Origin of the sequence: Massilimicrobiota sp. SW1139 (assembly GCF_012027715.1) — a bacterium.
Classification (GTDB): domain Bacteria; phylum Bacillota_I; class Bacilli_A; order Erysipelotrichales; family Coprobacillaceae; genus Allocoprobacillus; species Allocoprobacillus merdigallinarum.
In genome coordinates this window covers 1-22571 of the sequence record NZ_SJOR01000002.1, presented here as the reverse complement: position 1 = coordinate 22571, position 22571 = coordinate 1, and the positions used below count along the sequence as shown (strand labels likewise).

General features: G+C 28.2%; 25 protein-coding genes and 1 pseudogene. 14 read left to right on the top strand and 12 right to left on the bottom strand.

Annotation, left to right across the window (positions count from 1 at the left end):
- The first annotated feature begins 94 nt into the window (after positions 1 to 94).
- The 4 genes from E0K96_RS01405 (at position 95) to E0K96_RS01390 (ending at position 4238) form a co-directional block, all read left to right on the top strand.
- Positions 95 to 1999, top strand: coding sequence for a nucleoside-diphosphate sugar epimerase/dehydratase (locus E0K96_RS01405; RefSeq protein WP_168080898.1), 1905 nt, complete (start codon positions 95 to 97; stop codon positions 1997 to 1999).
- Positions 2000 to 2122: 123 nt separating this feature from the next.
- Entirely contained in the window at positions 2123 to 2641 is a 519-nt protein-coding gene (gene loaP / locus E0K96_RS01400; protein ID WP_168080626.1) for an antiterminator LoaP, read from the top strand.
- Positions 2642 to 2745: 104 nt separating this feature from the next.
- Complete coding sequence (locus tag E0K96_RS01395) at positions 2746 to 3363, top strand: sugar transferase (RefSeq protein WP_168080624.1); 618 nt, start codon at positions 2746 to 2748, stop codon at positions 3361 to 3363.
- On the top strand, positions 3360 to 4238 hold the full coding sequence (locus E0K96_RS01390) for an NAD-dependent epimerase/dehydratase family protein (protein ID WP_168080622.1): 879 nt from the start codon (positions 3360 to 3362) through the stop codon (positions 4236 to 4238). Before E0K96_RS01395 ends, E0K96_RS01390 begins: the two co-directional genes overlap by 4 nt.
- 78 nt (positions 4239 to 4316) lie before the next feature.
- Here E0K96_RS01390 and E0K96_RS01385 read toward each other — a convergent pair whose 3' ends face one another.
- A complete protein-coding gene (locus E0K96_RS01385; protein WP_168080620.1) occupies positions 4317 to 4499 on the bottom strand; it encodes a hypothetical protein in 183 nt (60 codons plus the stop codon).
- Positions 4500 to 5420: 921 nt separating this feature from the next.
- Between E0K96_RS01385 and E0K96_RS12085 the strand changes: the two genes are divergently transcribed.
- The 9 genes from E0K96_RS12085 (at position 5421) to E0K96_RS01345 (ending at position 15395) form a co-directional block, all read left to right on the top strand.
- Positions 5421 to 5633: a hypothetical protein gene (locus tag E0K96_RS12085; RefSeq protein ID WP_206080522.1), complete on the top strand. Its 213-nt coding sequence runs from the start codon at positions 5421 to 5423 to the stop codon at positions 5631 to 5633.
- Between the two features lie 174 nt (positions 5634 to 5807).
- The gene (locus tag E0K96_RS01380; RefSeq protein WP_168080618.1) at positions 5808 to 6953 is read left to right on the top strand and encodes a glycosyltransferase family 4 protein; all 1146 of its coding nucleotides are present in this window, start codon (positions 5808 to 5810) and stop codon (positions 6951 to 6953) included.
- A 16-nt stretch (positions 6954 to 6969) separates the two neighbouring features.
- On the top strand, positions 6970 to 8094 hold the full coding sequence (locus E0K96_RS01375; RefSeq protein ID WP_168080616.1) for a glycosyltransferase: 1125 nt from the start codon (positions 6970 to 6972) through the stop codon (positions 8092 to 8094).
- Complete coding sequence (locus E0K96_RS01370; protein WP_168080614.1) at positions 8066 to 9145, top strand: polysaccharide pyruvyl transferase family protein; 1080 nt, start codon at positions 8066 to 8068, stop codon at positions 9143 to 9145. Before E0K96_RS01375 ends, E0K96_RS01370 begins: the two co-directional genes overlap by 29 nt.
- Positions 9138 to 10034, top strand: coding sequence for a WaaS/CpsH family glycosyltransferase (locus E0K96_RS01365; RefSeq protein WP_168080612.1), 897 nt, complete (start codon positions 9138 to 9140; stop codon positions 10032 to 10034). The genes E0K96_RS01370 and E0K96_RS01365 overlap by 8 nt, the downstream gene beginning before the upstream one ends.
- A gap of 84 nt (positions 10035 to 10118) precedes the next feature.
- Complete coding sequence (locus E0K96_RS01360; RefSeq protein ID WP_168080610.1) at positions 10119 to 11348, top strand: O-antigen polymerase; 1230 nt, start codon at positions 10119 to 10121, stop codon at positions 11346 to 11348.
- A gap of 10 nt (positions 11349 to 11358) precedes the next feature.
- Positions 11359 to 12495 carry a Coenzyme F420 hydrogenase/dehydrogenase, beta subunit C-terminal domain gene (locus tag E0K96_RS01355; RefSeq protein WP_168080608.1) on the top strand — a complete coding sequence of 379 codons (1137 nt, stop codon included), beginning with the start codon at positions 11359 to 11361 and terminating at the stop codon, positions 12493 to 12495.
- Entirely contained in the window at positions 12488 to 13891 is a 1404-nt protein-coding gene (locus tag E0K96_RS01350) for an MATE family efflux transporter (RefSeq protein WP_168080606.1), read from the top strand. Before E0K96_RS01355 ends, E0K96_RS01350 begins: the two co-directional genes overlap by 8 nt.
- Before the next feature lie 166 nt (positions 13892 to 14057).
- On the top strand, positions 14058 to 15395 hold the full coding sequence (locus E0K96_RS01345) for an ISL3 family transposase (RefSeq protein WP_168080604.1): 1338 nt from the start codon (positions 14058 to 14060) through the stop codon (positions 15393 to 15395).
- A gap of 185 nt (positions 15396 to 15580) precedes the next feature.
- Here the strand turns inward: E0K96_RS01345 and E0K96_RS01340 are convergent, their stop codons facing one another.
- From E0K96_RS01340 to E0K96_RS01300, 9 genes and pseudogenes are all read right to left on the bottom strand, one after another.
- Positions 15581 to 16018, bottom strand: a complete 438-nt coding sequence (locus E0K96_RS01340; protein ID WP_168080602.1) for a transposase — start codon at positions 16016 to 16018, stop codon at positions 15581 to 15583.
- On the bottom strand, positions 15994 to 16275 hold the full coding sequence (locus tag E0K96_RS01335) for a hypothetical protein (RefSeq protein ID WP_168080600.1): 282 nt from the start codon (positions 16273 to 16275) through the stop codon (positions 15994 to 15996). Before E0K96_RS01335 ends, E0K96_RS01340 begins: the two co-directional genes overlap by 25 nt.
- A pseudogene (locus tag E0K96_RS01330) lies at positions 16244 to 16513 on the bottom strand (transposase); the annotation flags it as partial. The gene E0K96_RS01335 and the pseudogene E0K96_RS01330, both read right to left, overlap by 32 nt.
- Before the next feature lie 21 nt (positions 16514 to 16534).
- The gene (locus tag E0K96_RS01325; RefSeq protein ID WP_206080520.1) at positions 16535 to 16861 is read right to left on the bottom strand and encodes a hypothetical protein; all 327 of its coding nucleotides are present in this window, start codon (positions 16859 to 16861) and stop codon (positions 16535 to 16537) included.
- Entirely contained in the window at positions 16803 to 16991 is a 189-nt protein-coding gene (locus E0K96_RS12305; RefSeq protein WP_370519857.1) for a transposase family protein, read from the bottom strand. Before E0K96_RS12305 ends, E0K96_RS01325 begins: the two co-directional genes overlap by 59 nt.
- A gap of 1020 nt (positions 16992 to 18011) precedes the next feature.
- Positions 18012 to 19388: an ISL3 family transposase gene (locus E0K96_RS01315; RefSeq protein ID WP_168080594.1), complete on the bottom strand. Its 1377-nt coding sequence runs from the start codon at positions 19386 to 19388 to the stop codon at positions 18012 to 18014.
- Between the two features lie 169 nt (positions 19389 to 19557).
- Positions 19558 to 19731, bottom strand: coding sequence for an ATP-binding protein (locus tag E0K96_RS12300; RefSeq protein ID WP_370519855.1), 174 nt, complete (start codon positions 19729 to 19731; stop codon positions 19558 to 19560).
- 356 nt (positions 19732 to 20087) lie between these two features.
- Entirely contained in the window at positions 20088 to 20426 is a 339-nt protein-coding gene (locus E0K96_RS01305; RefSeq protein ID WP_370519854.1) for an ATP-binding protein, read from the bottom strand.
- Positions 20427 to 20564: 138 nt separating this feature from the next.
- Positions 20565 to 20918: an ATP-binding protein gene (locus E0K96_RS01300; RefSeq protein WP_370519853.1), complete on the bottom strand. Its 354-nt coding sequence runs from the start codon at positions 20916 to 20918 to the stop codon at positions 20565 to 20567.
- 26 nt (positions 20919 to 20944) lie between these two features.
- Between E0K96_RS01300 and E0K96_RS01295 the strand changes: the two genes are divergently transcribed.
- On the top strand, positions 20945 to 21250 hold the full coding sequence (locus E0K96_RS01295; protein ID WP_168080590.1) for an ATP-binding protein: 306 nt from the start codon (positions 20945 to 20947) through the stop codon (positions 21248 to 21250).
- A gap of 281 nt (positions 21251 to 21531) precedes the next feature.
- Here the strand turns inward: E0K96_RS01295 and E0K96_RS01290 are convergent, their stop codons facing one another.
- Together E0K96_RS01290 and E0K96_RS01285 are read right to left on the bottom strand one after the other, a co-directional pair.
- Positions 21532 to 22383 (bottom strand): FAD-binding protein, encoded by an 852-nt coding sequence (locus E0K96_RS01290; RefSeq protein ID WP_168080588.1) that lies wholly within the window; start codon positions 22381 to 22383, stop codon positions 21532 to 21534.
- On the bottom strand, positions 22361 to 22571 hold a 211-nt coding region (locus E0K96_RS01285), incomplete at its 5' end, for a hypothetical protein (protein WP_168080586.1). The genes E0K96_RS01290 and E0K96_RS01285, both read right to left, overlap by 23 nt.

The window sequence follows — 22571 nt, the reverse complement described above, 5'->3', positions numbered from 1 at the left end:
AAAAATCAAGTGATTATCAAATGTTTTCAACATATTGTAAAAATTGGTGAAAAAACATAAGTCCTGACACAAAAATGGAAGGAAAGGGATGATTATGGAGCGTATAGGGGATAAATATCAACTACTTGTTCGAAGAATTATTCTGATAGTGGTAGATATTATAAGTGTATTGTTAAGCTACTATGGGTCAATGATGTTATATGACTATAATATGATGTCATGGACATTTGTGTATGAAACAATACCAATAGCAGTATTATTGGTGCTTATCAGTCTTGGCATATTTACTTTTATGAAACTATATAGTAGCCTATGGCAATTTGCATCAATCAATGAACTTATGAATATTGTCATTTCTACACTATTCAGTACGTGCGCTTTGATAGTTATCAATATGATAACAAATGCTCATTTACCAGTTAGTGTTATATGTGGTTATTTTATGATGAGCACATTATTGGTGGGAGGAACACGTTTTAGTTATCGCTTTTTAAGATTGTATGCCAGTCGCCATGATTTATTTGGAAGAACTGACGTACAAAATAAACGTGTTATGGTTGTTGGAGCTGGTTCGGCTGGCGAAAAAATATTAAGAGAAACATTGAATACAAAAAATTTACATAAAACAATTGTTTGTTTTATTGATGATGATCCTCATAAAATAGGAAGAAGAATACATGGTGTTCCTATTGTTGGGGATAGAAATACTATTTTGGATCATGTTTCAAAATATAAAATTGATGAAATATATATTGCTTTACCTTCAATTGATAAAAAAGAAGTAGCAAAGATATTAAATATTTGTAAGGAAACAAAATGTAAATTAAAAAGATTACCTGGTATCTATCAGTTTATTAATGATGAAATTATCTTGAATAAATTAAAAGATGTGGAAGTACAGGATTTACTTGGTAGAGATCCAATCAAAGTTAATCTAGATGAAATTATGTCTTATGTTACAAATCGTGTTATTATGATTACAGGTGGAGGCGGATCTATTGGTAGTGAGCTATGCAGACAAATTGCAGAAAGATCACCTAAACAATTGATTATTGTCGATATCTATGAAAATAATGCATATGATATTCAATTGGAGTTAAAACGTAAATATCCAAAATTAGATTTACAAACTATGATAGCATCAGTACGAGATGTTGGTAAAATGAATGATTTATTTGAAACATATCATCCTGATATTGTCTATCATGCAGCAGCACATAAACATGTTCCATTAATGGAAGATGCACCACATGAAGCTATAAAAAACAATGTTTTTGGAACATTGAATGTAGTGAAAGCTTGTGATCAGTATCATGTTAAGAAATTTATTTTGATTTCAACAGATAAAGCTGTGAATCCAACAAATATCATGGGAGCATCAAAAAGAATATGTGAAATGATTGTTCAAGCTTATGATCAATTATCAAAAACAGAATATGTTGCTGTTCGATTTGGAAATGTTTTAGGATCTAATGGTTCTGTTATCCCATTATTTAAAAAACAGATACAAAATGGTGGACCAGTGACAGTCACACATCCTGATATTATCAGATATTTTATGACAATTCCTGAAGCTGTGTCCCTTGTCTTACAGGCTGGTGCATATGCAAAAGGTGGAGAAATCTTTGTCTTAGATATGGGAAAACCTGTGAAAATAGTTGATATGGCAAGAAATTTAATTCAGTTATCTGGATATGAACCTGATGTGGATATTAAAATTCAATTTACGGGATTGCGTCCTGGAGAAAAACTTTATGAAGAAATGTTAATGAAAGAAGAAGGAATGCAAACAACACCAAATAAATTGATTCATATTGGGCATCCTATTGAAATGGATATTCCTTTATTCTTAAAGGAATTAGATGAATTAAAGACAATTGCTTATGATGAAGACAGTGATATGAGAAGTGCTGTTAAACATATTGTGAGTACATATCATTATGAAAATGGAAAACAAAGAGTGAAAAGAAAAATGAAACAAGATGCTGTTTTATCTTAAAAAAGATTATTCATCAATAATCGTCGCATTGTCGCGTTATTGAAATAATCTGTTATAAAAAACTGTGTCGAAATATATCAAATATTTCGATAGGATAATTATACTCTTTTGGAGGAATGAGACATGTATGACAATTGGTATGCTGTGCAAGTAAGAAGTGGACAAGAAGAGGAAATTGTTAGAAAATGTGAAATTCTTGTCAAAAAAGATATCTATGAAGAATGTTTTATTCCTAGATATAAACATATGAAGAAGTTTAGAGGAAAATGGCATGAAATAGAAGATATTTTATTTAAAGGTTATATTTTTATAGTGACAGATCATGTAGATGATTTGTTTATTGAATTAAAAAAAATCCCGGACTTAACAAAATTATTAGGAAATGATGGAGAGAATATTTATCCTATATATAAACAGGAAGCTATGTTTTTAGCACAGTTTGGTGGTAAACAGCATATTGTCAATATGTCTATTGGATATATTGAAGGTGATGTGATTCATATTAATGAAGGGCCTTTAATAGGATATGAAGGACATATTGTGAAAATTGATAGACATAAGCGTATCGCTTATGTAGATATATCATTATTTGGTAGAGAAACAACTGTCAAAGTTGGATTAGAAATTATTAGTAAAATTTAGGGAAGTTATACATGAGTGTATATCTTTTTTTATACACTTTTAACTTCATACAAAATATAAATAAAGGATAATCCGCTATTATCCTTTATAGAGGGAGTGGATATATGTATAGAAACTGTATAAAGAGAATACTGGATTTCATACTGTCACTATGTGGACTAATTATTCTTAGTCCTGTTTTTCTTATTCTTTGTATATGGATCAAACTAGATTCAAAGGGACCGATTCTTTTCAAGCAGAAAAGAGTCGGCAAAAATAAAAAGTATTTCAACATATATAAATTCAGAACTATGTATACTGATACACCAAAGGATATGCCTACACATATGTTAGCTAATCCTGATCAGTATATCACAAAGGCTGGCCATTTTCTTAGAAAGACATCACTTGATGAACTGCCACAGATTATCAATATTCTTAAGGGTGAAATGGCAGTGATTGGACCTAGACCAGCATTATGGAATCAGGATGATCTTATCGAGGAAAGAGACAGATATCATGCCAATGATATCAGACCGGGATTGACAGGATGGGCACAGATCAATGGCAGAGATGAGCTGGAAATCGATGTCAAGGCAAGACTAGATGGAGAATATGTAGAACGCATGTCTTTTCTATTTGATTTGAAATGTTTCCTTGGAACAATCACATCAGTACTGAAGTCTGATGGCATTGTTGAAGGTGGTACAGGTGAGCTTCACAAAAAGGATGTGATTGAATGAAACGTATTTTGATTACAGGAGCAAATAGTTACATAGGAACATCGTTTGAAAAGTACATGAATGAGAACTATCCTGACAATTATCAAATTGATACATTGGATATGCTGAGTCCCAATTGGAAAGATTATGACTTTGGTGGCTATGATACAGTTTTTCATGTGGCTGGTATTGCACATGCTGATGTTGGTCACGTCAGTGAAGAGACAAAACAATTGTATTATAAAGTGAATACTGACTTAACCTATAAAACTGCATGCAAAGCAAAACAGTCAGGTGTTAAACAATTTATCTATATGTCATCTATTATTGTCTATGGAGAAAGTGCACCTGTAGGAAAGAGAAAAGTCATCACAAAAGATACAAAACCTCAACCAGCCAACTTCTATGGTGACAGCAAACTTCAGGCTGATCTTAAGATACAGTCTTTAAGCGATGATCAGTTTAAAGTCTGTATATTGAGACCTCCAATGATCTATGGATCTGGTAGTAAAGGTAATTATCAAATGTTATCAAAACTTGCAAAAAAACTACCTATATTTCCAGATATAAAAAATGAAAGAAGCATGTTATATATAGGTAACTTATTTTATTTCGTTAAAAAGTGCATTGATGAAAACTACGAAGGAATCTATTTCCCACAAAACAGTGAATATATATCGACATCTCAGATGGTCAAAGCAATAGCCAAAGCAAATGGAAAGAATATACATCTAACAAAGATATTGAATCCATTTGTTTTTATATTGTCTAAATTCCCAGGAAAGATTGGTAGAATGTGCAACAAGGCTTTTGGAAGTATGACATATGATAAGAATTGTGTAATCTATAAATATACTTTATTAAATGGTATTGAAGAGACAGAGATGAAAGTGTGAAAAATAATTGAACCTAATCGAGAATAAGAATGCATAAATGGAACTTAAAAACAAGTTTAATTTTATTTAAAAAACAAACTATTGTCTAGAAATATCTTGAATTGATACATTTAATCCCTGTAATTTTAGAAACTCTAGTGCTATCTCAACTGTATAATTGCTCTTTTCTTTTTGCAGTTTTGGATTCTTAAATGATTCATAGTCTAAAGAATTGAATTTTTCTCTAGTTAGAATCATATGATAGATACTGATAAATATCATTCTTGAAATGACAATAAAAGTTTTCTTGTGTCCTTTTTTTTGATCCTTGTATACTTTTGACTAAAGTAAGTGTTTTTATTTTTGATGGTTAGCAATGTACTAATACTGATTTAAGATACTGTTTGACTTTATTGTTATAGATTAATTTTTTTCAGTACTTTTATTATTTGTAGGAGAAGTTTTGGCTTAGCAACATAGCTGCTTATCTATTTCAAACTGAGACACTCAACTCCAATTTTTAAAATGATAAGAATTGCATATATAAGATGTATTGAATCAATCTCAATAATATGCAGAAAATCTTAAAAGTATTTAGAAGCATGCTTAACGATTTCTACTTCGACAACTTCAATATGGTTATCAAGTTCATGTATCTGTTATTGAATTTCTATAATCTTAAATCTTAGATCCGGTTTGATATTTGAACTTTTAAGAGATTCAATTGTTTTATCTTTATCAGCAACTTCAGCAGGTAGAACTTCATTCATGAAAGTTTGAACTGTTTTTTTCAAGAAGATCTGAAATAACAGAGGCAAGACCAATATTAGATACTGTCATGGAATTCTAATAATGGTTTTGTTCACAAGTTCTCATGCAGATAAGCTTAAAACGACAACAAGAGAGATTCATTAATTCAATAATATCATTAGGCGAGATAAAAGATGGTTTGAGAAGATTGTGCATGAAATGGTTATATATTCATTTGGAATCATTTTTACTTGTTATCTTGCCCTTGACAATTTTGACATAATTAGCGTGAGCAAAAACACTATCCACTTTAGTTTCACTTTCAAGAATATTAAAAGTAGAAATCAAATATTCTCCAATAGATTTCATACGAACATCAAACATTGAAATTGAATAAGTCAAATTTTAAAATTATAGAGCTCATAGTTAAGAGAAGAAAATATATTGATTGACATGAGTTTTCTTGTCAGTGAAGTAAATAATGGCAATGATAAAGCTATTGTGAACATCAAAATCAGTACAATTAAAACAGTGGATTTTAAGCATAAAAATCCTTTCAAAAAAGAAGTAGGATGGCCTATCAGTCTGCGCAATATCACTATAATTGATAAAATAATTTTAAGTATTTGTGTTGTAAATTATACTTGTTTGTGCTTGAAAGACTGACAGCAACTTATAATTATTTAGGATATTATATATAGTAGAATTACATATTCTTCTTCACGTGCTCTGTAGAAAAAAATTTCTCTTATAGATTATTACAAAAACAATTGTAGATAAGTTATTTTTCAAAAACTGTTTGTATTGGACCGACGAATGCAGACAAAAATGGAGGAAATTATGGGAAAAGAAAAAGTACTAATTTTAGCATCTGTTGCTTCAATGATAGATCAATTTAATATGTCAAATATTAATATTTTATTATCATTAGAATACGAAGTACATGTAGCATGTAATTTTGAAAAAGGAAACACATGTAGTGTGGAAAGAGTAGAAAAATTAAAAAGAAAATTGGAAAAATTAAAAGTAAAATATCATCAAATTGATTTTACTCGTTCTGTTTTTAATATCTCACAAGATATTAAGGCATATAAACAAATCAATAAGATTATGATGGAAAATAAATATAAATTTATCCACTGTCATTCACCTATTGGAGGAGTAGTTGGAAGATTAGCCTGTAAAAGTACACATACCAAATGCATATATACAGCTCATGGATTTCATTTTTATAAAGGTGGGCCTGCTAAAAGTTGGCTTTTGTTTTATCCAATTGAAAAATATTTATCTAAGTATACTGATATTTTAATAACAATCAATGAAGAGGACTTTTCATTAGCCAAGTCTAAGTTCTACGCATCAAAAGTATACAAAGTTCCAGGTGTAGGTGTTGATACAAAAAAGTATATTGAATGTAATGTAGATAAAGAAGAATATCGTAAAAAATTAGGTATAAACATTTCAGATTTTGTAATAATATCGGTAGGTGAATTATCAAACAGAAAAAATCATTCAACTATTATCAAAGCAATTTCTAAATTAAATAATCCTAAAATAAAATATTTAATTGTAGGAATGGGAAACAAAAAAAATGATTTAGAAGATTTGATATGTAAGTTACATTTAGAAGAAAAAATCTTTTTATTGGGTTTTAGAAGTGATATACCCGAATTATGTCATTGTGCTGACATATATGCTTTTCCTTCAAAAAGAGAAGGTCTCGGTCTTGCTGCCATTGAAGGTATGGCATCGGGATTACCTTTATTATCTTCAAATATAAATGGAATTAATGACTATTCTATAAATGGAAAGACAGGTTTTTCTTATTCGCCAGATGATTATATTGGTTTTTCAAAAGGGATAGAATACTTCTTTCAAAATCCAACAAAAAGACAGAAAATTAGCGATATAAATATGAATATTGCAAAAAAATATGATATTTCTAATGTAGATAGCATTATGTTAAAAATTTATAAATCTATGTAATTAGGGGGAAATTGATTTGAAGGTATTACATTTTATTTATGGGCTTAATATTGGAGGGGCAGAATCATATATATATAATATGATGAATGCAATCAATCAAGAAGAATGGAAATTTGATTTTGTAATTCAAGATGACAAATTAGAAAATAAAAAAATTGTAGATTTATGTAGAAATACAAAAGCAAAGATTCATAAGATTGAAAGATTTCCAAGAAGAATATTTATTCAATATAAACAATTGCAAAATATTTTGGACGATGAAGCCTATGAAATTATTCATATACATATGAATTCATTATTGAATATTATTCCTATTCTAGTAGCTAAAAAGAAAAAAATGAGAATAATTATTCATTCTCATAATACGCAAAACAATATAGGGGGTATTTTTGGAAAAATAATACATTATATTAATAGATTTATAGTTACAAGATATTCAAATACAATTTTTGTTGCTTGTGGAGTTGAAGCTGGAAAATGGATGTTTGGAAAAAAAAATTTTATTATTTTAGATAATGCTATACCAATGGAAGAGTATGCATACAAAAAAGAAAACAGAAAGCAAATTAGAAATGAATTATCAATAAATAAAGGGACTATTATTGGGCATGTTGGAAGATTTGTAGAAGCTAAAAATCATCAATTTATTATCAAGTGTTTTAATGAATACTTAAAAAAACATGAAGATAGCTATTTGGTTTTATTGGGGGATGGTCCTATGAAAAGTACAATTGAAAAAGTAGTGCAACAATTAGGCATAACACATAATGTGATTTTTGAAGGAAATTCACAAGATGTTTGTAATTATTATTCTGCCTTTGATTGTTTGCTATTTCCTTCTATATTTGAAGGATTGCCTTTTGTTTTAATAGAGGCTCAAATCTCCGGATTGCCAATAATATGTTCGACTAATGTTACAAAAGATGTAGACTTAGTAAATAATATCAAGTTTTTATCATTAGAGCAAGATATACAAGAATGGGTCAGAGAGATTGAGAATGTAGTAAATTTGGAATCAAATAGAGAAAAATATCTAAATGAAATGCAAAAGACAAAATACAATATTGATATATCAGTTATAAAATTAAAAAAAATATACAAGGGAGACGATTATGAAAGTTTATACTATAACATGCAGTAATGCATATAACTACGGTGCCGTACTGCAAGCCTATGCTTTACAGTGCTATTTAGAAAATCAAGGAAATAGTGTGGAAATTATTGACTATTATCCCCCTTATTTAAGAAAAATATCTGAAAAATATAGAAAAAATATTTTTTTAAGAGTAGTTAGAAGTATTCTTTATTTTCCTGATTACCATAAATCGGAAATGGTTTTTAAGAAATTTAAACAAGAATACTTAAATAATACAAGAAAATGTACATGTAAAGAGGATATAATATCATTAGAAAAACCAGATTTATATATTGCAGGAAGCGATCAAATATGGAATCCTCATTTTGAAAATGGACGTGATGAAAATTATTTTTTAAATTTTGGAAAAGTTAATAAAGTATCTTATGCTGCCAGCATTGCTTTACCAACTCTGGAAAAAAAGTTTCATGAAGACTTTCGCAATTATTTAAAAGATTATTTGAGTGTTACAGTACGTGAAAAGAAAAATGTAGAAACACTACAAAATATAGGTATACAATCTGATTATGTTGTTGATCCAGTATATTTGTTATCTTTGAATGAGTGGAGAAAATTATGTACTGAAAAATGTGAAGATGATTATATTCTTGTGTATGCTTTACACCATGTTCAAAAAATATATGATTATGCATTTGATTTAGCAAAAAAAATTAATGCCAAGGTATATGTTATAAATGTAGAGATAAAAGAAAAAAGAAGGGGAAATGATAAATTTTTTTGGAATCCAACTGTGAATACATTTTTATCTCTAATTGCAAATAGCAAAGCTGTAGTGTCTAATAGTTTTCATGGAATTTCATTTGGATTGATTTTTAATAAACCAATACACTTGTTTGATACAGAAGATAATGATTTAAGATTAAAAAATATAATTGATATATTTGAATTAAGAGAAAGATGTTTAAACGTAGATTATACTGATATTTTAGATAATTCAATAAATGAGAAATCGTTAAAACTAATTGAAAATGAAACAAGAAGATCAAAGAGAATTTTACAAAGTGCATTAGAAAAAGTGGAGATTAATGATGAGTAGAATATTAATGTTATGGCCAAATGTGGATGAAGATATTCCTTCTCTTATTAAAGAATATTATTCTGATATTGTTGATATAAAAAATTTATATACACCTTGTAATTCCTTTAAAAGAATCATAAGAAAATTGCTATCAATTTCCAAATGTTCAACTGAAATGTTTTTTGATAAATGGATATATGAAGTTATGAAATACGATATAATTATTATTCATGCAAACATAATAAATCAAAGTGTCCCTAAAACTTTACGAAAAAAAGGTTATAATGGTAGAATTATATATTGGTATTGGAATCCTGTAAGTGGTTCAATATCACCAAATAGAATTGATAGAAATATTTGTGAGTTGTGGAGCTTCGATTATGATGATTGCAAGAAATACAATATGAAATACAATAGTACATATTATTTTAAAAGACTACCTATTAGAGAAAGCGTATCTAAAACAGATGTATTTTTTATTGGGAAAGATAAGGGGAGATATGATAAATTAAATAACTTTAAGAAATTGATTGAGAATTTAGGATTCTCAACCAATTTCTTAATTATAAAAGATAAAACAAGTAGAGGCGGAGTATATTCAAAAAGCATTCCTTATACTGATGTAATTAACTTTACTAAAGAGTCAAATTGTATATTGGAGTTCCTGCAAAAAGAGCAAAGTGGGATGTCTCTAAGAGTCATGGAGTCACTTTTTTTTAAGAAAAAACTGATAACTGATAATAATAATTTAAAAGATACCAAAGTATATGATATTGGCAATACATATATTATAGGTTCTTCATCTAAAGAGATTGATCAATTTATGAAAGAACCTATTAAACCAGTGGATAAGTCATTGTTAGAATATTATGATTTTGAAAATTGGTTAAATAGATTTTCAAGGTAGGTGTTTAAAATAAATCTTTTAATACTGCTATTAATTTTAATTTTTTTTATATTAATATCTTTATACATGTGCAATATGGATATCATGTCTCCATTAACATTATCATTTGCATCTTTTGCATTGGTAACAGTAGTAGCATTTTTTTACAATGGTTTTTCAGGAAGTGATATCAGTTTTTTTGCGGTATTTCTAATAATATCAACTTTAATTGTTTTCATGATTGGATTTACTGTGAGTTCTTATGGCATGAATCTATCAAATCATAACACAAGAAAGAAACTGAAAGCCATTAATATTAGGCTATGCACATCATTTGTGATTTTAATTATGATGATAATTGGATTAATATTAAATGCTATACAGACTCTCAACATTGCAAGATCAATTGTTCCGTATGCTAATTTCTTTAATATGATGGAATATGCTAGAAGTGCAGTTGTGTTGACAGAAGTGGATAGAAGCTTTTTTATATCGATATTAGGTTTTTTTTGTGCAGCAACTGGATATTTTTACACATATATTGTTATTAATAATATAATTGTAAAATCTAAAACAAAAAAAGTAGTAAGAATAATAAATATTTGTATTATTCTGTTATCGCTTTTAATTCAAATGATGGGAACTGGAAGAACATTTTTAATAAAATATTTGACTGTTTCTATAATTATGTATTACTACATGGTTGTGTATAATCAACAAAAAAACAAAATTAATTTTTCAATAATGGTGAATGTTCTAAAAAAAGTCATAATAATATTAATAATTTTTTTTGTGGGCTTTCAAGCAATGGGATTGACTACAAATAAGACCCAAAAAAATTCTGTAAAAACTACACTTTATTTGTACTCGGGTGCTGCTATTGTCGCATTTGATAAATCATTATATGCGTATGATAAAGATGATAGATTCTTTGGGGAAGAGAGTTTTTATGGCTTATATGGGACATTAAATGCACTTGGAATAAAAGTTCCAAATAATATTTTGCATCTTGATTTTGTGCAAGTAAATAATAATTTGAAAACCAATATTTATACATCTTTGAGAACGTATTTGTATGATTTTGGGTATATAGGCATGTTTATAGTGCAATTCATATTAGGAATTGTTCTGGGGGTTTTTTATAGAATGCTCAAAATGTATGGAAAAAATCCAATTTTTATATTAATATATGGTTTTTTGATTTATGGGGTGATCATGCAGGGAGTCGAAGAAATTCAGTTACGAAATTTTATGAGTTTAACGAATATTTTTACTGTCTTTTTTTATTATGTATTGTATTTAATACTAATTAGAAAGATTAAAATTAGATGCTAGGAGGTAAAAAATGATTAATGCGAATCAATATAATTGTACAGGATGTGGTGCTTGCAAGTTATCGTGTCCAACAAAATGCATAGAAATGATTCCAGATGATGAAGGATTTTTAATTCCAAAAATCAATAAGGTAAAATGCATTGATTGTAATATTTGCGAGAGAGTATGTCCTGAAATTAATACATTAGAAAATAAAAATAAAGGAAAAGTTTATGCTTTCTATAATAAAGATAGTGAAATGAGAGAAAAAAGTTCATCAGGTGGATTTTTTTATTCAATTGCTGAATATGTAATTAGCCAAAATGGAATAGTTTGTGGTGCAATATTTGATAGTCAAATGAAAGTTATTCATGCTTGTTCCAATAGTATTGATGACGTAAAAAAAATGATGAAATCAAAGTATGTTCAAAGTGATACAAGAGAAACATTTAAAGAGATAAAAAAATATTTGGAAATCAATTATATAGTCCTGTTTTGTGGAACACCTTGCCAAGTAGGTGGATTGAAAAAATATTTAAAAAAAGATTATACTAATTTGATAACAATACAATTGATTTGTCATGGTGTACCATCACCTTTGTTATTCGAAAAATATAAAGAATATCTTATAAAACGTTTTAGTTTAAAAAAGATAAGTGAATTTTCATTTAGAGATAATAATAAATTTATTATGAGTATCTCGGATGGAGAAAAAAGAAAAAAATGGCAAGGAAATACTGATAGATATTTGCGACCTTTTATTAAAGGAAAGAATTACAGAATGTGTTGCTATAGTTGTAAATACTCTCAAAATCATATTTCAGATTTTACTATTGGAGATTTTTGGGGATTAGAGCATTATTATGAAAATTTTTGTGATGGTAAAGGTATATCTTTCGTAATGATTAACAGCAATAAGGGTAAAGAAATTTTTTATGAATTGAATAGTGAAACAATAGAAGCAACATATAATCTAGCATCAAAACACAATAAAAATTTGCTAAATCCATCGCCTTTAGATAAAGATAGAAGAGATTTTTATAAGAATATTAATGATTCAAATTACATAGAAAATTTAAAAAAATATATTCCATTAAGTGCAAAAATCGTATCAAAACTTCCTGAAAATATAATAAAAAAAATATCAAGTATTCTATATCATGAATAAAAAATCTATATTTAATAATCTAATAGTGGCTTTCATAGCACAAGGAATATCATTAATATTAAGTTTTTTTATTTCATTTATCCTGCCTAAAATACTTTCTGTTGAGCAGTTTTCTTACTGGCAGCTATTTATGTTTTATATTTCTTATGTTGGTTTTTTCCACTTTGGGATAAATGATGGTGTTTATCTAAAGTATGGTGGTTTAAAGATCAAAGAATTAAATAAAGAATATGTATCAGGTCAATTTAAAATACTTCTATTTATACAATTGATTTTCTTTTTTATATTTTTTGTTTATATTCTGCAATGCCAGCTCATATTTGATCGCAAATGTGTGTTGTTTTTTACAGGATTTTATATGATAATATTTAATTTATCTAACTATCTAGGATATATTTTTCAAAGTGTTAATAAAACTAGATGGTACTCTTATTCTATGATTATAGACAAAGTTTTTTTTATAATTTGTGTTGTTGGACTTGTGGTGGCTAAATTTGATAATTATATAATTTATTTAACTCTTTATTTATTTGGTAAGATATTATGTTTAGCCTACTGTATGATAAAAGCTAAAAAAATTGTTTTTGTCAAAATTAGAAGATATGATGATGTTTTTTTTGAATTAAAGAATACGATAAGTGTAGGTATTAAACTTACAGTATCAGCAATATCCAGTATGTTAATTTTGGGAATAGGAAGATTTTTTATAGATGAAAATTGGGGTATAGAGGTGTTTGGCAAAATTTCTTTTGCATTATCGCTTACAACATTTGCGTTATCTTTTATTTCTCAAGTAAGTATGGTTTTTTTTCCAGCATTAAGAACTACTGACAAAAAATCTCAAATAAGAATTTATGAATTAATGCAAATATTTTGTTTTTTTGTTATGCCTTTGATATATATTGTTATGATTCCAATGAAAGTGATATTGACATATTGGATACCAAGCTATAATGATAGCTTTCAATATTTGAGTATCCTATTACCAATCTGTATATTTGATGCAAAAATGAACATGGTTTTCAATACCTTTTTTAAGGTGCTAAGATTTGAAAAAATTCTTTTATGTATCAATGTTTTAACATTAACCCTTTCTACTATTTTGTGTTTCATTGCAACCTATGTTTTAAAATCTTACATAATGGTCATGATATCTATGGTTATTGCAATCACTTTTAGAAGTTGCTTATCAGAAATTATTTTAGGAAAAAAATTACATAGTTTGGATATTCAAAAAATGATTTTTGAAATTGTATATGCATTGTGTTTTATTATTGTATCACTTAAGTACACAACCTTTACTAGTTTGTTTTTAGTTTTAATTTTTTATCTTATTCAAGTGATAATATTTAGACATCAATTAAAGTATTGCATAATAAAACACAATGGTAATTGAATATTCCGGTAATTTAAAATCTGGCGTTGTAGGGGGGTACCCTTTAAAGTTTATACGTTGCTTTTAAAAGTAGCCTTTAAATTTTAGCGTGGTGCCTTTTTTGTATATAATAAAACCTTCATGTTAGAATATGTTTGACGTTTAATTCATACATGAAGGGAGGCGTTTGCCTATCTATAATGATATCATAAAAACTCTCAATATTAAAGTCGATAATCTTGAATCCATTGACTATGCTTTCAAGAACAATCATTCCTATTATTTTATTAAACTTGTTTCCAGAGGTGTCTTTTGTCCTAGATGTGGCAGATATATCACCAGGATTCAGACCTATGATTCCATCAGTTTGAATCATTCCATATTTATCTCGCATCATACAACTGTTATCTACAAAAGAAGAAGGTATATTTGTCCTCTTTGCAGGGTTACAGAAAGTGAGCCTAACCCATTTCAAAGTTCTCACCCTAAGCTTACTAATGAAACTGTTAAAAATGTTCTTATCCTTCTAAAAGATTATAACCAGACCTTTTCCATGGTCGCAAGAAAAACAAATCTTTCTCCTACTATTGTCCAGACCATATTTGACGAACATGTTCAAATTAAAAGAAAACCTTTATCTGAAGCTATTTGCATTGATGAGTTCTATTTTTCAAGGAAAGCTGAAAATAAATATTCCTGCCTTCTTATCAACTTTAAAAATGGTATGGTCATTGATGTCCTTCCTTCAAGAAAGAAAGCAAACTTAAGATCATATTTTAGAAACATTCCTCAGCATGAAAGAGAAAGAGTAAAGTATGTGTCCATGGATCTCTATGATAACTGCAGAGACATCGTTAAAATCTATCTTCCTTATGCACTGATATGTGCTGACAGATTCCATATCATGAAAATCATAAACAATGCATTGAACCGAATAAGGTGTGATGTCATGAATAAATATAGCGAAAACAAGAAATCAGATGAATATTATCTTTTAAAGCATAAAAATAATTTATTATTCAAAAATTCACTTGATATCAATGATACAAAATCTGACAGAAACAGACATTTTAAAATGAGATATACTGAAGGACAGACATTAGATATGATCCTCGAAATTGATTCTAAACTAAAAGAAGCATATGACCTTAAAGAACTGTATTGCATATTCTGTGAAGCAAATGTTGATATAGATTTTAGAAAGGAATTATTAGAAACAGTTATTGTCGAATATAAGCTCAGCGATATAGAATACATGAGAAATATTGCCATGACATTAGAAAACTGGGAAGAAGAAATCATCAATTCATTTCATATATATGATGGAAGAAAATTATCCAATGGACCAATAGAAGGAAGAAATAGAATAGTAAAAATCATATTAAGACTAGCAAACGGATATACAAATTTCAATAGATTTAGGAATCGATTACTTTATGTTTTAAACAAGCATGAAACATATAGCGAACAGATATTGGATGTACATAAAATAAGAAAAACAGGAACTCCAAAAAAGAAAAGATAAAATAGAGAATATTAAACGTCAAAAAACGACCTAATCTTTAGGTCGTTTCATCAATACAACGTAATTACTTTAAAGCTTTTTTCAAAATCACAACGTGTGAACTTTAAAACTTTTTAAAATCCACAACGCTAGATTTTAAATTATCAATATTCCAATATAACAAGGTTCATCCTCATATCTGCGTATTAGCTTGATAACAATGATTGAAGTATGAATTGTGCTCTAAGTAGTTCAAGTTTACATCCACCATAGCTTTGTCGTTTTATCATCTTCAATTTATTATTTGTTCCTTCTACGAATCCATTGTCGTATTCTTTTACCACTGCGTTTGATATTGGTTCAATATCCTTTAAAACGCTTTTTATAAATGAACGAATTTGAGAATAAGCTGAGTCTTTATTGTTTGTTATAAAAAGACATAGTTCAATGATACTTTTATCTGCGAATAGTTTTCTGAAATCTTTTATTAAATGATTGAGTTCTTTAATAATGTTATATCTATTATTGATTTGCTTTAATTCGTTTTCTGTAAAATTATTATCTCCATGCCATAGATATCTAAAAATATCTGTTCGGTTGATATAATGAAGATTAATTTTTAGGTAATGATATTCTCGCCACAAGTGCTTTTTATTAATCTAGGTAAATTGCATTCTTCAAATAATTCTTTACACTTCTTATAAAACTGTGTCCTTTTTCCAGTATATTCTATTTCAATGGCTTTTGGATAAGCTTCATATACGATATACTTTTTTAAAAGCTTAATGATTTCATTTCTATTTGTATCAAAATTTATCTTATCTATTTTATCAGGTGATGCAAGTTTTTTTGCATCACCTTCAATGTGTTTAGAGACTGTATGTCGAGAAACATGAAACATCTTTGCTAATTTTCTTTGAGAAACTCCTTTTTATAATATATCTGTATTCATCTTCAATTTTAATTTTATCTGGTATGTTTTGTTGTATGACTTTTTGAATACATTCAAGAAAATTTTGATGTAAGTGAAATCTATCTGCTACCTGCATTGCTTCTGGCAATATTTCTTGAATGGCTCTTGCATAAGCAGAAGTACGATCTCTTGTAACTGTTTTAATTTGCTTATTTTCTTTCAACCAATCTTTTAACTCTTTTCCATCTCACCCATTTAATAATTCTATTGGCTGATGTGTATGACCGTCAACTATAATTATTCCATATGTATTTCCTTTTTTATATGCCCAATCATCTACGCCAATAAAATCAGTATTCATCTTATTTATATGAGAAGCACGTTCTAACAAAATTCTAATAATGGTGTCACCACTTGTTTTTATTCCAATAAGTTTTGCTATTCTAGCTGCACTTTCGTAACTGGTATTTAATGCAAGAGTAACTAAGAAATCCTCTAGCCTTCTGATCATTCTCCTATAATGTCCAGTAAAACCATTTAAATCTTCGCAAAAAAACACTTTGATCACAGTCATCATTTTCACATTGATATTGATATCCAGTTAAATAAATATAGACAGACTTTCCAAAGATTGGTAGATTTTGTAATTTTCTACAATAAGTACTGTGATATCTATTAGAATCATGACCACACTTAGGGCAAATTTGCTCATGACTTTGAGATTTTAAATAAATACTAACTTGATTATTATCTTCAACAATTTTAACTATCTTAGAATCCTTTGAATAAAAGGAAGAAAGGTGTAGAATATCAGCAGTGTAGAAGAAATCATAATTTCACTTCTTATCTACTAATAGTATACACCTTAATTAAATTATATTCTACAATATATACGCTAATATGAGGATAAACCCAGACGGTGAGTGAAATATTCAACCTTTTCTTCTTAAATGCTCCATGGTAATTTGACTGATTTGTTTTCTATGAATCATCCTATATATAGTAGAGATTGAAGGTATAGATATTCATTCTACATTTCTGTTTGCAATCTGTTCAAGTGGCCAGTGTAAATTGTATTTTATTTTCAATATAACTTAATACATTAGCATCATTAATTGCTTTACGATGACATTCTTTCCTTCTTAACTCATATAAGTTTTGTGACTTATGAAAATAATATCTATAAAATCGTCCTTTACTTGAATATTTCACCCTAATGACAACAATGTGTTAATGGAGTGACAACAACATATCAATCAAACTGACGACAAAATGTTTTATGCCGAGAAAATTCGCTGATTTAGAAAATTATAAATTAGATAATAATTTTTGGTGAAATTGCTTCATTAATTTCGACAAAATATAAATAATTTATTAATCTAGTATGTGAATCAATGAAGGAATTGGAAGAAATATTTTGATGTTTCATGTCATCAAAGAATATTCCTCTCACCCTGACCAACTATTCCTATCAGATTGACCTAGTATTCTGATAAGCCTAATCAAGAATCTATTTTATGATAATTCCGATGGCTAAGATCAATGATTCCAATAAAACTGACCAATTAAAATCCTGATTAGTTAATTTAGGTATTATAAAATCCTATGAGGATTTGACAAAATCGCTTTAAAATATAATGAGGATTCGATAACAAAATTTCGAATCCTTTTTAAAATTCTATGAGGAGAAGTGGTGTCTGGCTGTATTCTCCTCCTTTTATTTTTTATTCTTCAAATTCGTCAGTTTCATCATCGTTAAATAACAAATCTTCTTTTTTCATTTTTATCGAATCTGTATATTCTATATCTAAATCATAGCTTTCATATTTATTCTGTGAATATAAAATTCTGTTTCTTGCACGTTCAAAGTTTTGCATTCCATTGCCGTTATATAATATCTTCTTTATGTAGTGATTCTTTCCTTCGATAGGTCCATTAGATATTCTTCTGTCCTTTATCCATACAAATGAGTTGAGTATTTCTTGTTTCCAGTTTTTTAATGTTTCTGCAACTTCTATCATTTCTTCTATGTTTGAATTTTTAAATTGTTTGATAATTGAGTTTAATTCCTTTTCCATATCATAGTTATTGATTTCTTTTTTTGTGATACTGTCAAAAGCTCTATATAATTCTTTGAGTTTATAGGCTCTATTGATTTCATCATCTAACAATGTCATCTGATAAACTATGCCCGATTGTGTTGTAGTGAATCCAAGTATATGATCATTTTTGTATGTTTCATCATCAAGGTCTTCTTCATTCTTTAATAAAAGTTTGTATTTGTTTTTTAAAATCCGATAGTTTAAAGATGTTTTATCATGAGAATATTTACGCATGACTCTAATTCTAGTATTATTTAATTGATCATTGATATATTTTATAACATGAAAATGATCGACAAGAAGCGTTGAATGAGGAAAATAGAGCTGTAGAAGGGGTTTAAATGTATAGCTCATATCCGTGCATATAAATTCAACAGCTTCTTTTTCTTCTTTAGGAATATGAAAGAAATATTCTAGAGTTACTTCCTGTTTTCTGGATTTTATAACATCAATAATGACATTGTTTTCAAAATTCATGAGTATAGTTGGATGTTTAAATTTAACTTTTCTAGAAAAGTAGAACTCATCAATAAGAAGTACTCTAGGAAGTTTTTTTCTTTTGACCCTTACATATCTATCAAATAGATTCATAATATGAGAAGTTGACGTACCAAATCTATTAGCAATTTGCGAATAGGTCGCTGTATAAGGTTTAAGTTCATTCAATATGGTAATAACAGCAGTTCTAGTCATATTTGTGTTCTTATATGAAATAGGATTTTCATCAACAGGATATGAACCACAATTTTTACAAACGAATCTATTGATTTTACATTTAATGAGTGTAGGTTTCCCATTAAAAGGGCAACCTACTAAAGTACTTGTATAATAGCCTTTGCTTAATAATTTGACAGAACCACATACAGAGCAGTAGTTCATAGTTCTTTTGAATTTAACATAAAGAGTATTTCTTTTCATATCAGTTTCTAAACTGACATTTTCGACGAGATCATCATCAAGATCAAAAATCTTAAGTAGAATTTTTTTATTTTTATCCATAATCATAGACAGCCAGACTATTAAATTATAACAAAAAATGAGGAGTAGAAACTCCTCATAAAATTTTAAAGGTCATATGTGACATGTCCTCATAATATTTTAAAGGCCTTCTTTCTCCTCATCAGATTTTATAATACCTTAATTTATAATTAATCAGGATTTCTTTTTATTATCTGTTTCTCATTGATTTATCACCCAATATTTTTATTGTATGAGATTTAAATACAATTCTATCTAAGACTGCATCAGCAAATGCTCTACCTCCTAATTTATTATGCCATCCAGCCACATCAAACTGTGAACATAATATTGTTGAATATACTCGATATCTTTTTTCTAGAATTTCGAGTATATCCTGCTATTCTGTATTGCTAGTCTTGTCACAGAGCCAATATTCTTTGTTGATTCGATGCTTATTTACAATCAAATATTACATCAAAAGGGGCGTATATAATATGGTTGATATACCTAATTGGAATCATTGATCAGTTATATCGGAATTGATGATCACTTATAATTGGAATTAATGGTCAGCTACGCTGTAATAATCAGTCAATAAATTAACATGATGCATGAATATTCACTTTACTGAGTATTTCACTAAAAAGATGACACCATTTCACTCATTTGATGACATCATCACACCAGTGTGATGATAAAAATAGTCACTATAGATTTGACCATAGTGACATTTTCTTATTAATTCTTTTTTCGCGTTCTCATTGATTTGTCGCCCTTTATATGAATGGTATACGAAGACGATACTATTCTATCAAGTATGGCATCTGCTATTGCTCCTCCACCTAGGTTTTTGTGCCATCCATCTGGTGTGAATTGTGAAGCAATAATTGTTGTATGACTATCATATCTTAATTCCAACAGTTCGAGAATATCGCCCTGTTGTTCCTGAGTTGTTGGATTAAGCAGGAATTCATCAATAATAAGAACTTCAGCTCTTGCATATAATCTTAATTTTGGCTTATATTTTCCATTTCGTCTTGCCTGATCCAATTCAAACAATAAATCTGGCAACCTTATATATTGAATATTTCACCTCTTTGACAACACCGTGTTAATAAGGTGACGACAGTGTGTTAATCAAATTGACGACACTATATCTTCATCAAAAAAGGAAGTTTGTTCTTTAGTATTTTTTGAACATTCTTCCCTTATTTTTTATTCAAATTCTCTTACCCTCATTGATTTACTTCCTTTAATATGAATGAGATATGAATTTGCTGTTATTCTATCTAATATTGCATCTGCTATTGCACTGCTTCCTAAGTTTTCATGCCATCCTTGTGGAATAAATTGTGAAGCAAATATTGTTGAATGAGTATTATATCTCAATTCTAATAATTCTAAGATATCTGATTGCTGTTCTGAAGTCGTCGGTGTTAATAGAAATTCATCAATAATGAGTAATTCTATCCTTGATAGTGCTCTTAATTTCTTTTTATAATTTCCTTTAGCTCTTGCTTGATCTAAATCATACAATAAATCAGGCAATCTTATATATTTTACATTTATTGCTTTTTTACATGCTTCATTTCCTAATGCCGAAATGTAATATGTCTTTCCCTAATGTAAAAGGAAAAACATTTTTATCAAACTGTCTAGGTAAAGCAGCTTGTCGTGATGGAATAAGTACACGTTATATAAGAATACCTGATTTGTTTGTTCAGTTAGAAGAAGCAGAACTAAAAAGAGGACGAAATAAGCTCATTAATAAATATGCTAAGTGTCCTTTGCTTATCTTAGATGAATGGCTCATAAACTCTATGAACGAACAAGAAATAGAATTTATTTTTGAACTTGTGGAAAGAAGATATCAAAACAAATCAACTATATTTTGTACGTAATTCAAAATAGAATCTTGGCATACACGATTAGGTGGAGGGGTACATGCAGATGCAATCATGGACCGAATTATTCATAACTCTGTTACGATTAATGCAGGTGACGTCAATATGAGAGAAGTTACTTCAAATATGAACAAAGAATAAAAACAGGCACCGCTTTTGAGCGGTGCTATTCATTTGCACAGGTGGTGCTACAATTATCTACTACTGGTGCTGATGTTGTGAATTGAGTGGTTGAAGAACGTGAAATAATCAATAGACAATAGTATTCATTTTTAAACCTAATCGTTCCAAATTCTAACTTCTACATTTATTTTCTTTTTAAATAAATTATGAATTGCTTTAGTTCTCTCAATTCTTTTAACGGCTTCCATATATTTTCCTCCCCCATTATTAATCAACCAATTTAAAGATTTATTTGAAAATTGTATTTTATCCTTATTAAATTTGAAGCTCATTCTTGAAATCTTTAGAAGCTTATCATTACATATTGAAAAAACCGTACCAAAATTTGGATACGCAGTATCTTGATATGTTTTAGAATATTTGAGACGTTCAATTCTTTCTTGTTTGCAAAGTTCTTTATCTTTTTTTTCGAATTTAAATCTTGCTTCTAAAATAACATACTCATCATTTTGAAAAATAGAGGATCTATAAGAAAAACAACATTCATTAGCAGATAAAATTTTAATTTCCTGATGATGTAATACTTTTATATCTAATAAATAATCAGTAATGCTTTTATTATAACTTTTGCCACGACCAGCATTCATGTAAATAGCTCCACCAACATATCCAGGTACCGAGTACAAATATTCTATTCCACCATAATTATGATTATTAATATAACTGATCAATTTTTGTAGACTAACCGAAGCTCCACAAGTAACAATATCGTCATCTATTGACAAATTTTTGTTAAATTCTTTGGTATAAATAATATGATTAAATCTTATTGTATCATTGATTAAAAGATTTGAACCACCCCCAAGAATTCTAAAGTTTTCTAGTTTTTTGACTAGATTAATTAATTCTTCTTGAGTTTCAGGAATGTAAAAGTTATTAGCAATACCACCTATTTTTATTGTTGTATATTTTGATAAATCTTCGTTATGCAATATCTTCACTTTCATTCACCAATCTTTCTCTTTCATTAATCATATTCATTAATAAATCTACAGATTTTTTTCTTTCTTTTTCCATTTTTATATTTATTGGATTATATTCAATATCTTTTATTTCCGAAACATATTCTATATTTCTATCATTAAATCCAAATTTCTCAGCTAAATCAGCAATACGTGAATTATTATTTATTTTG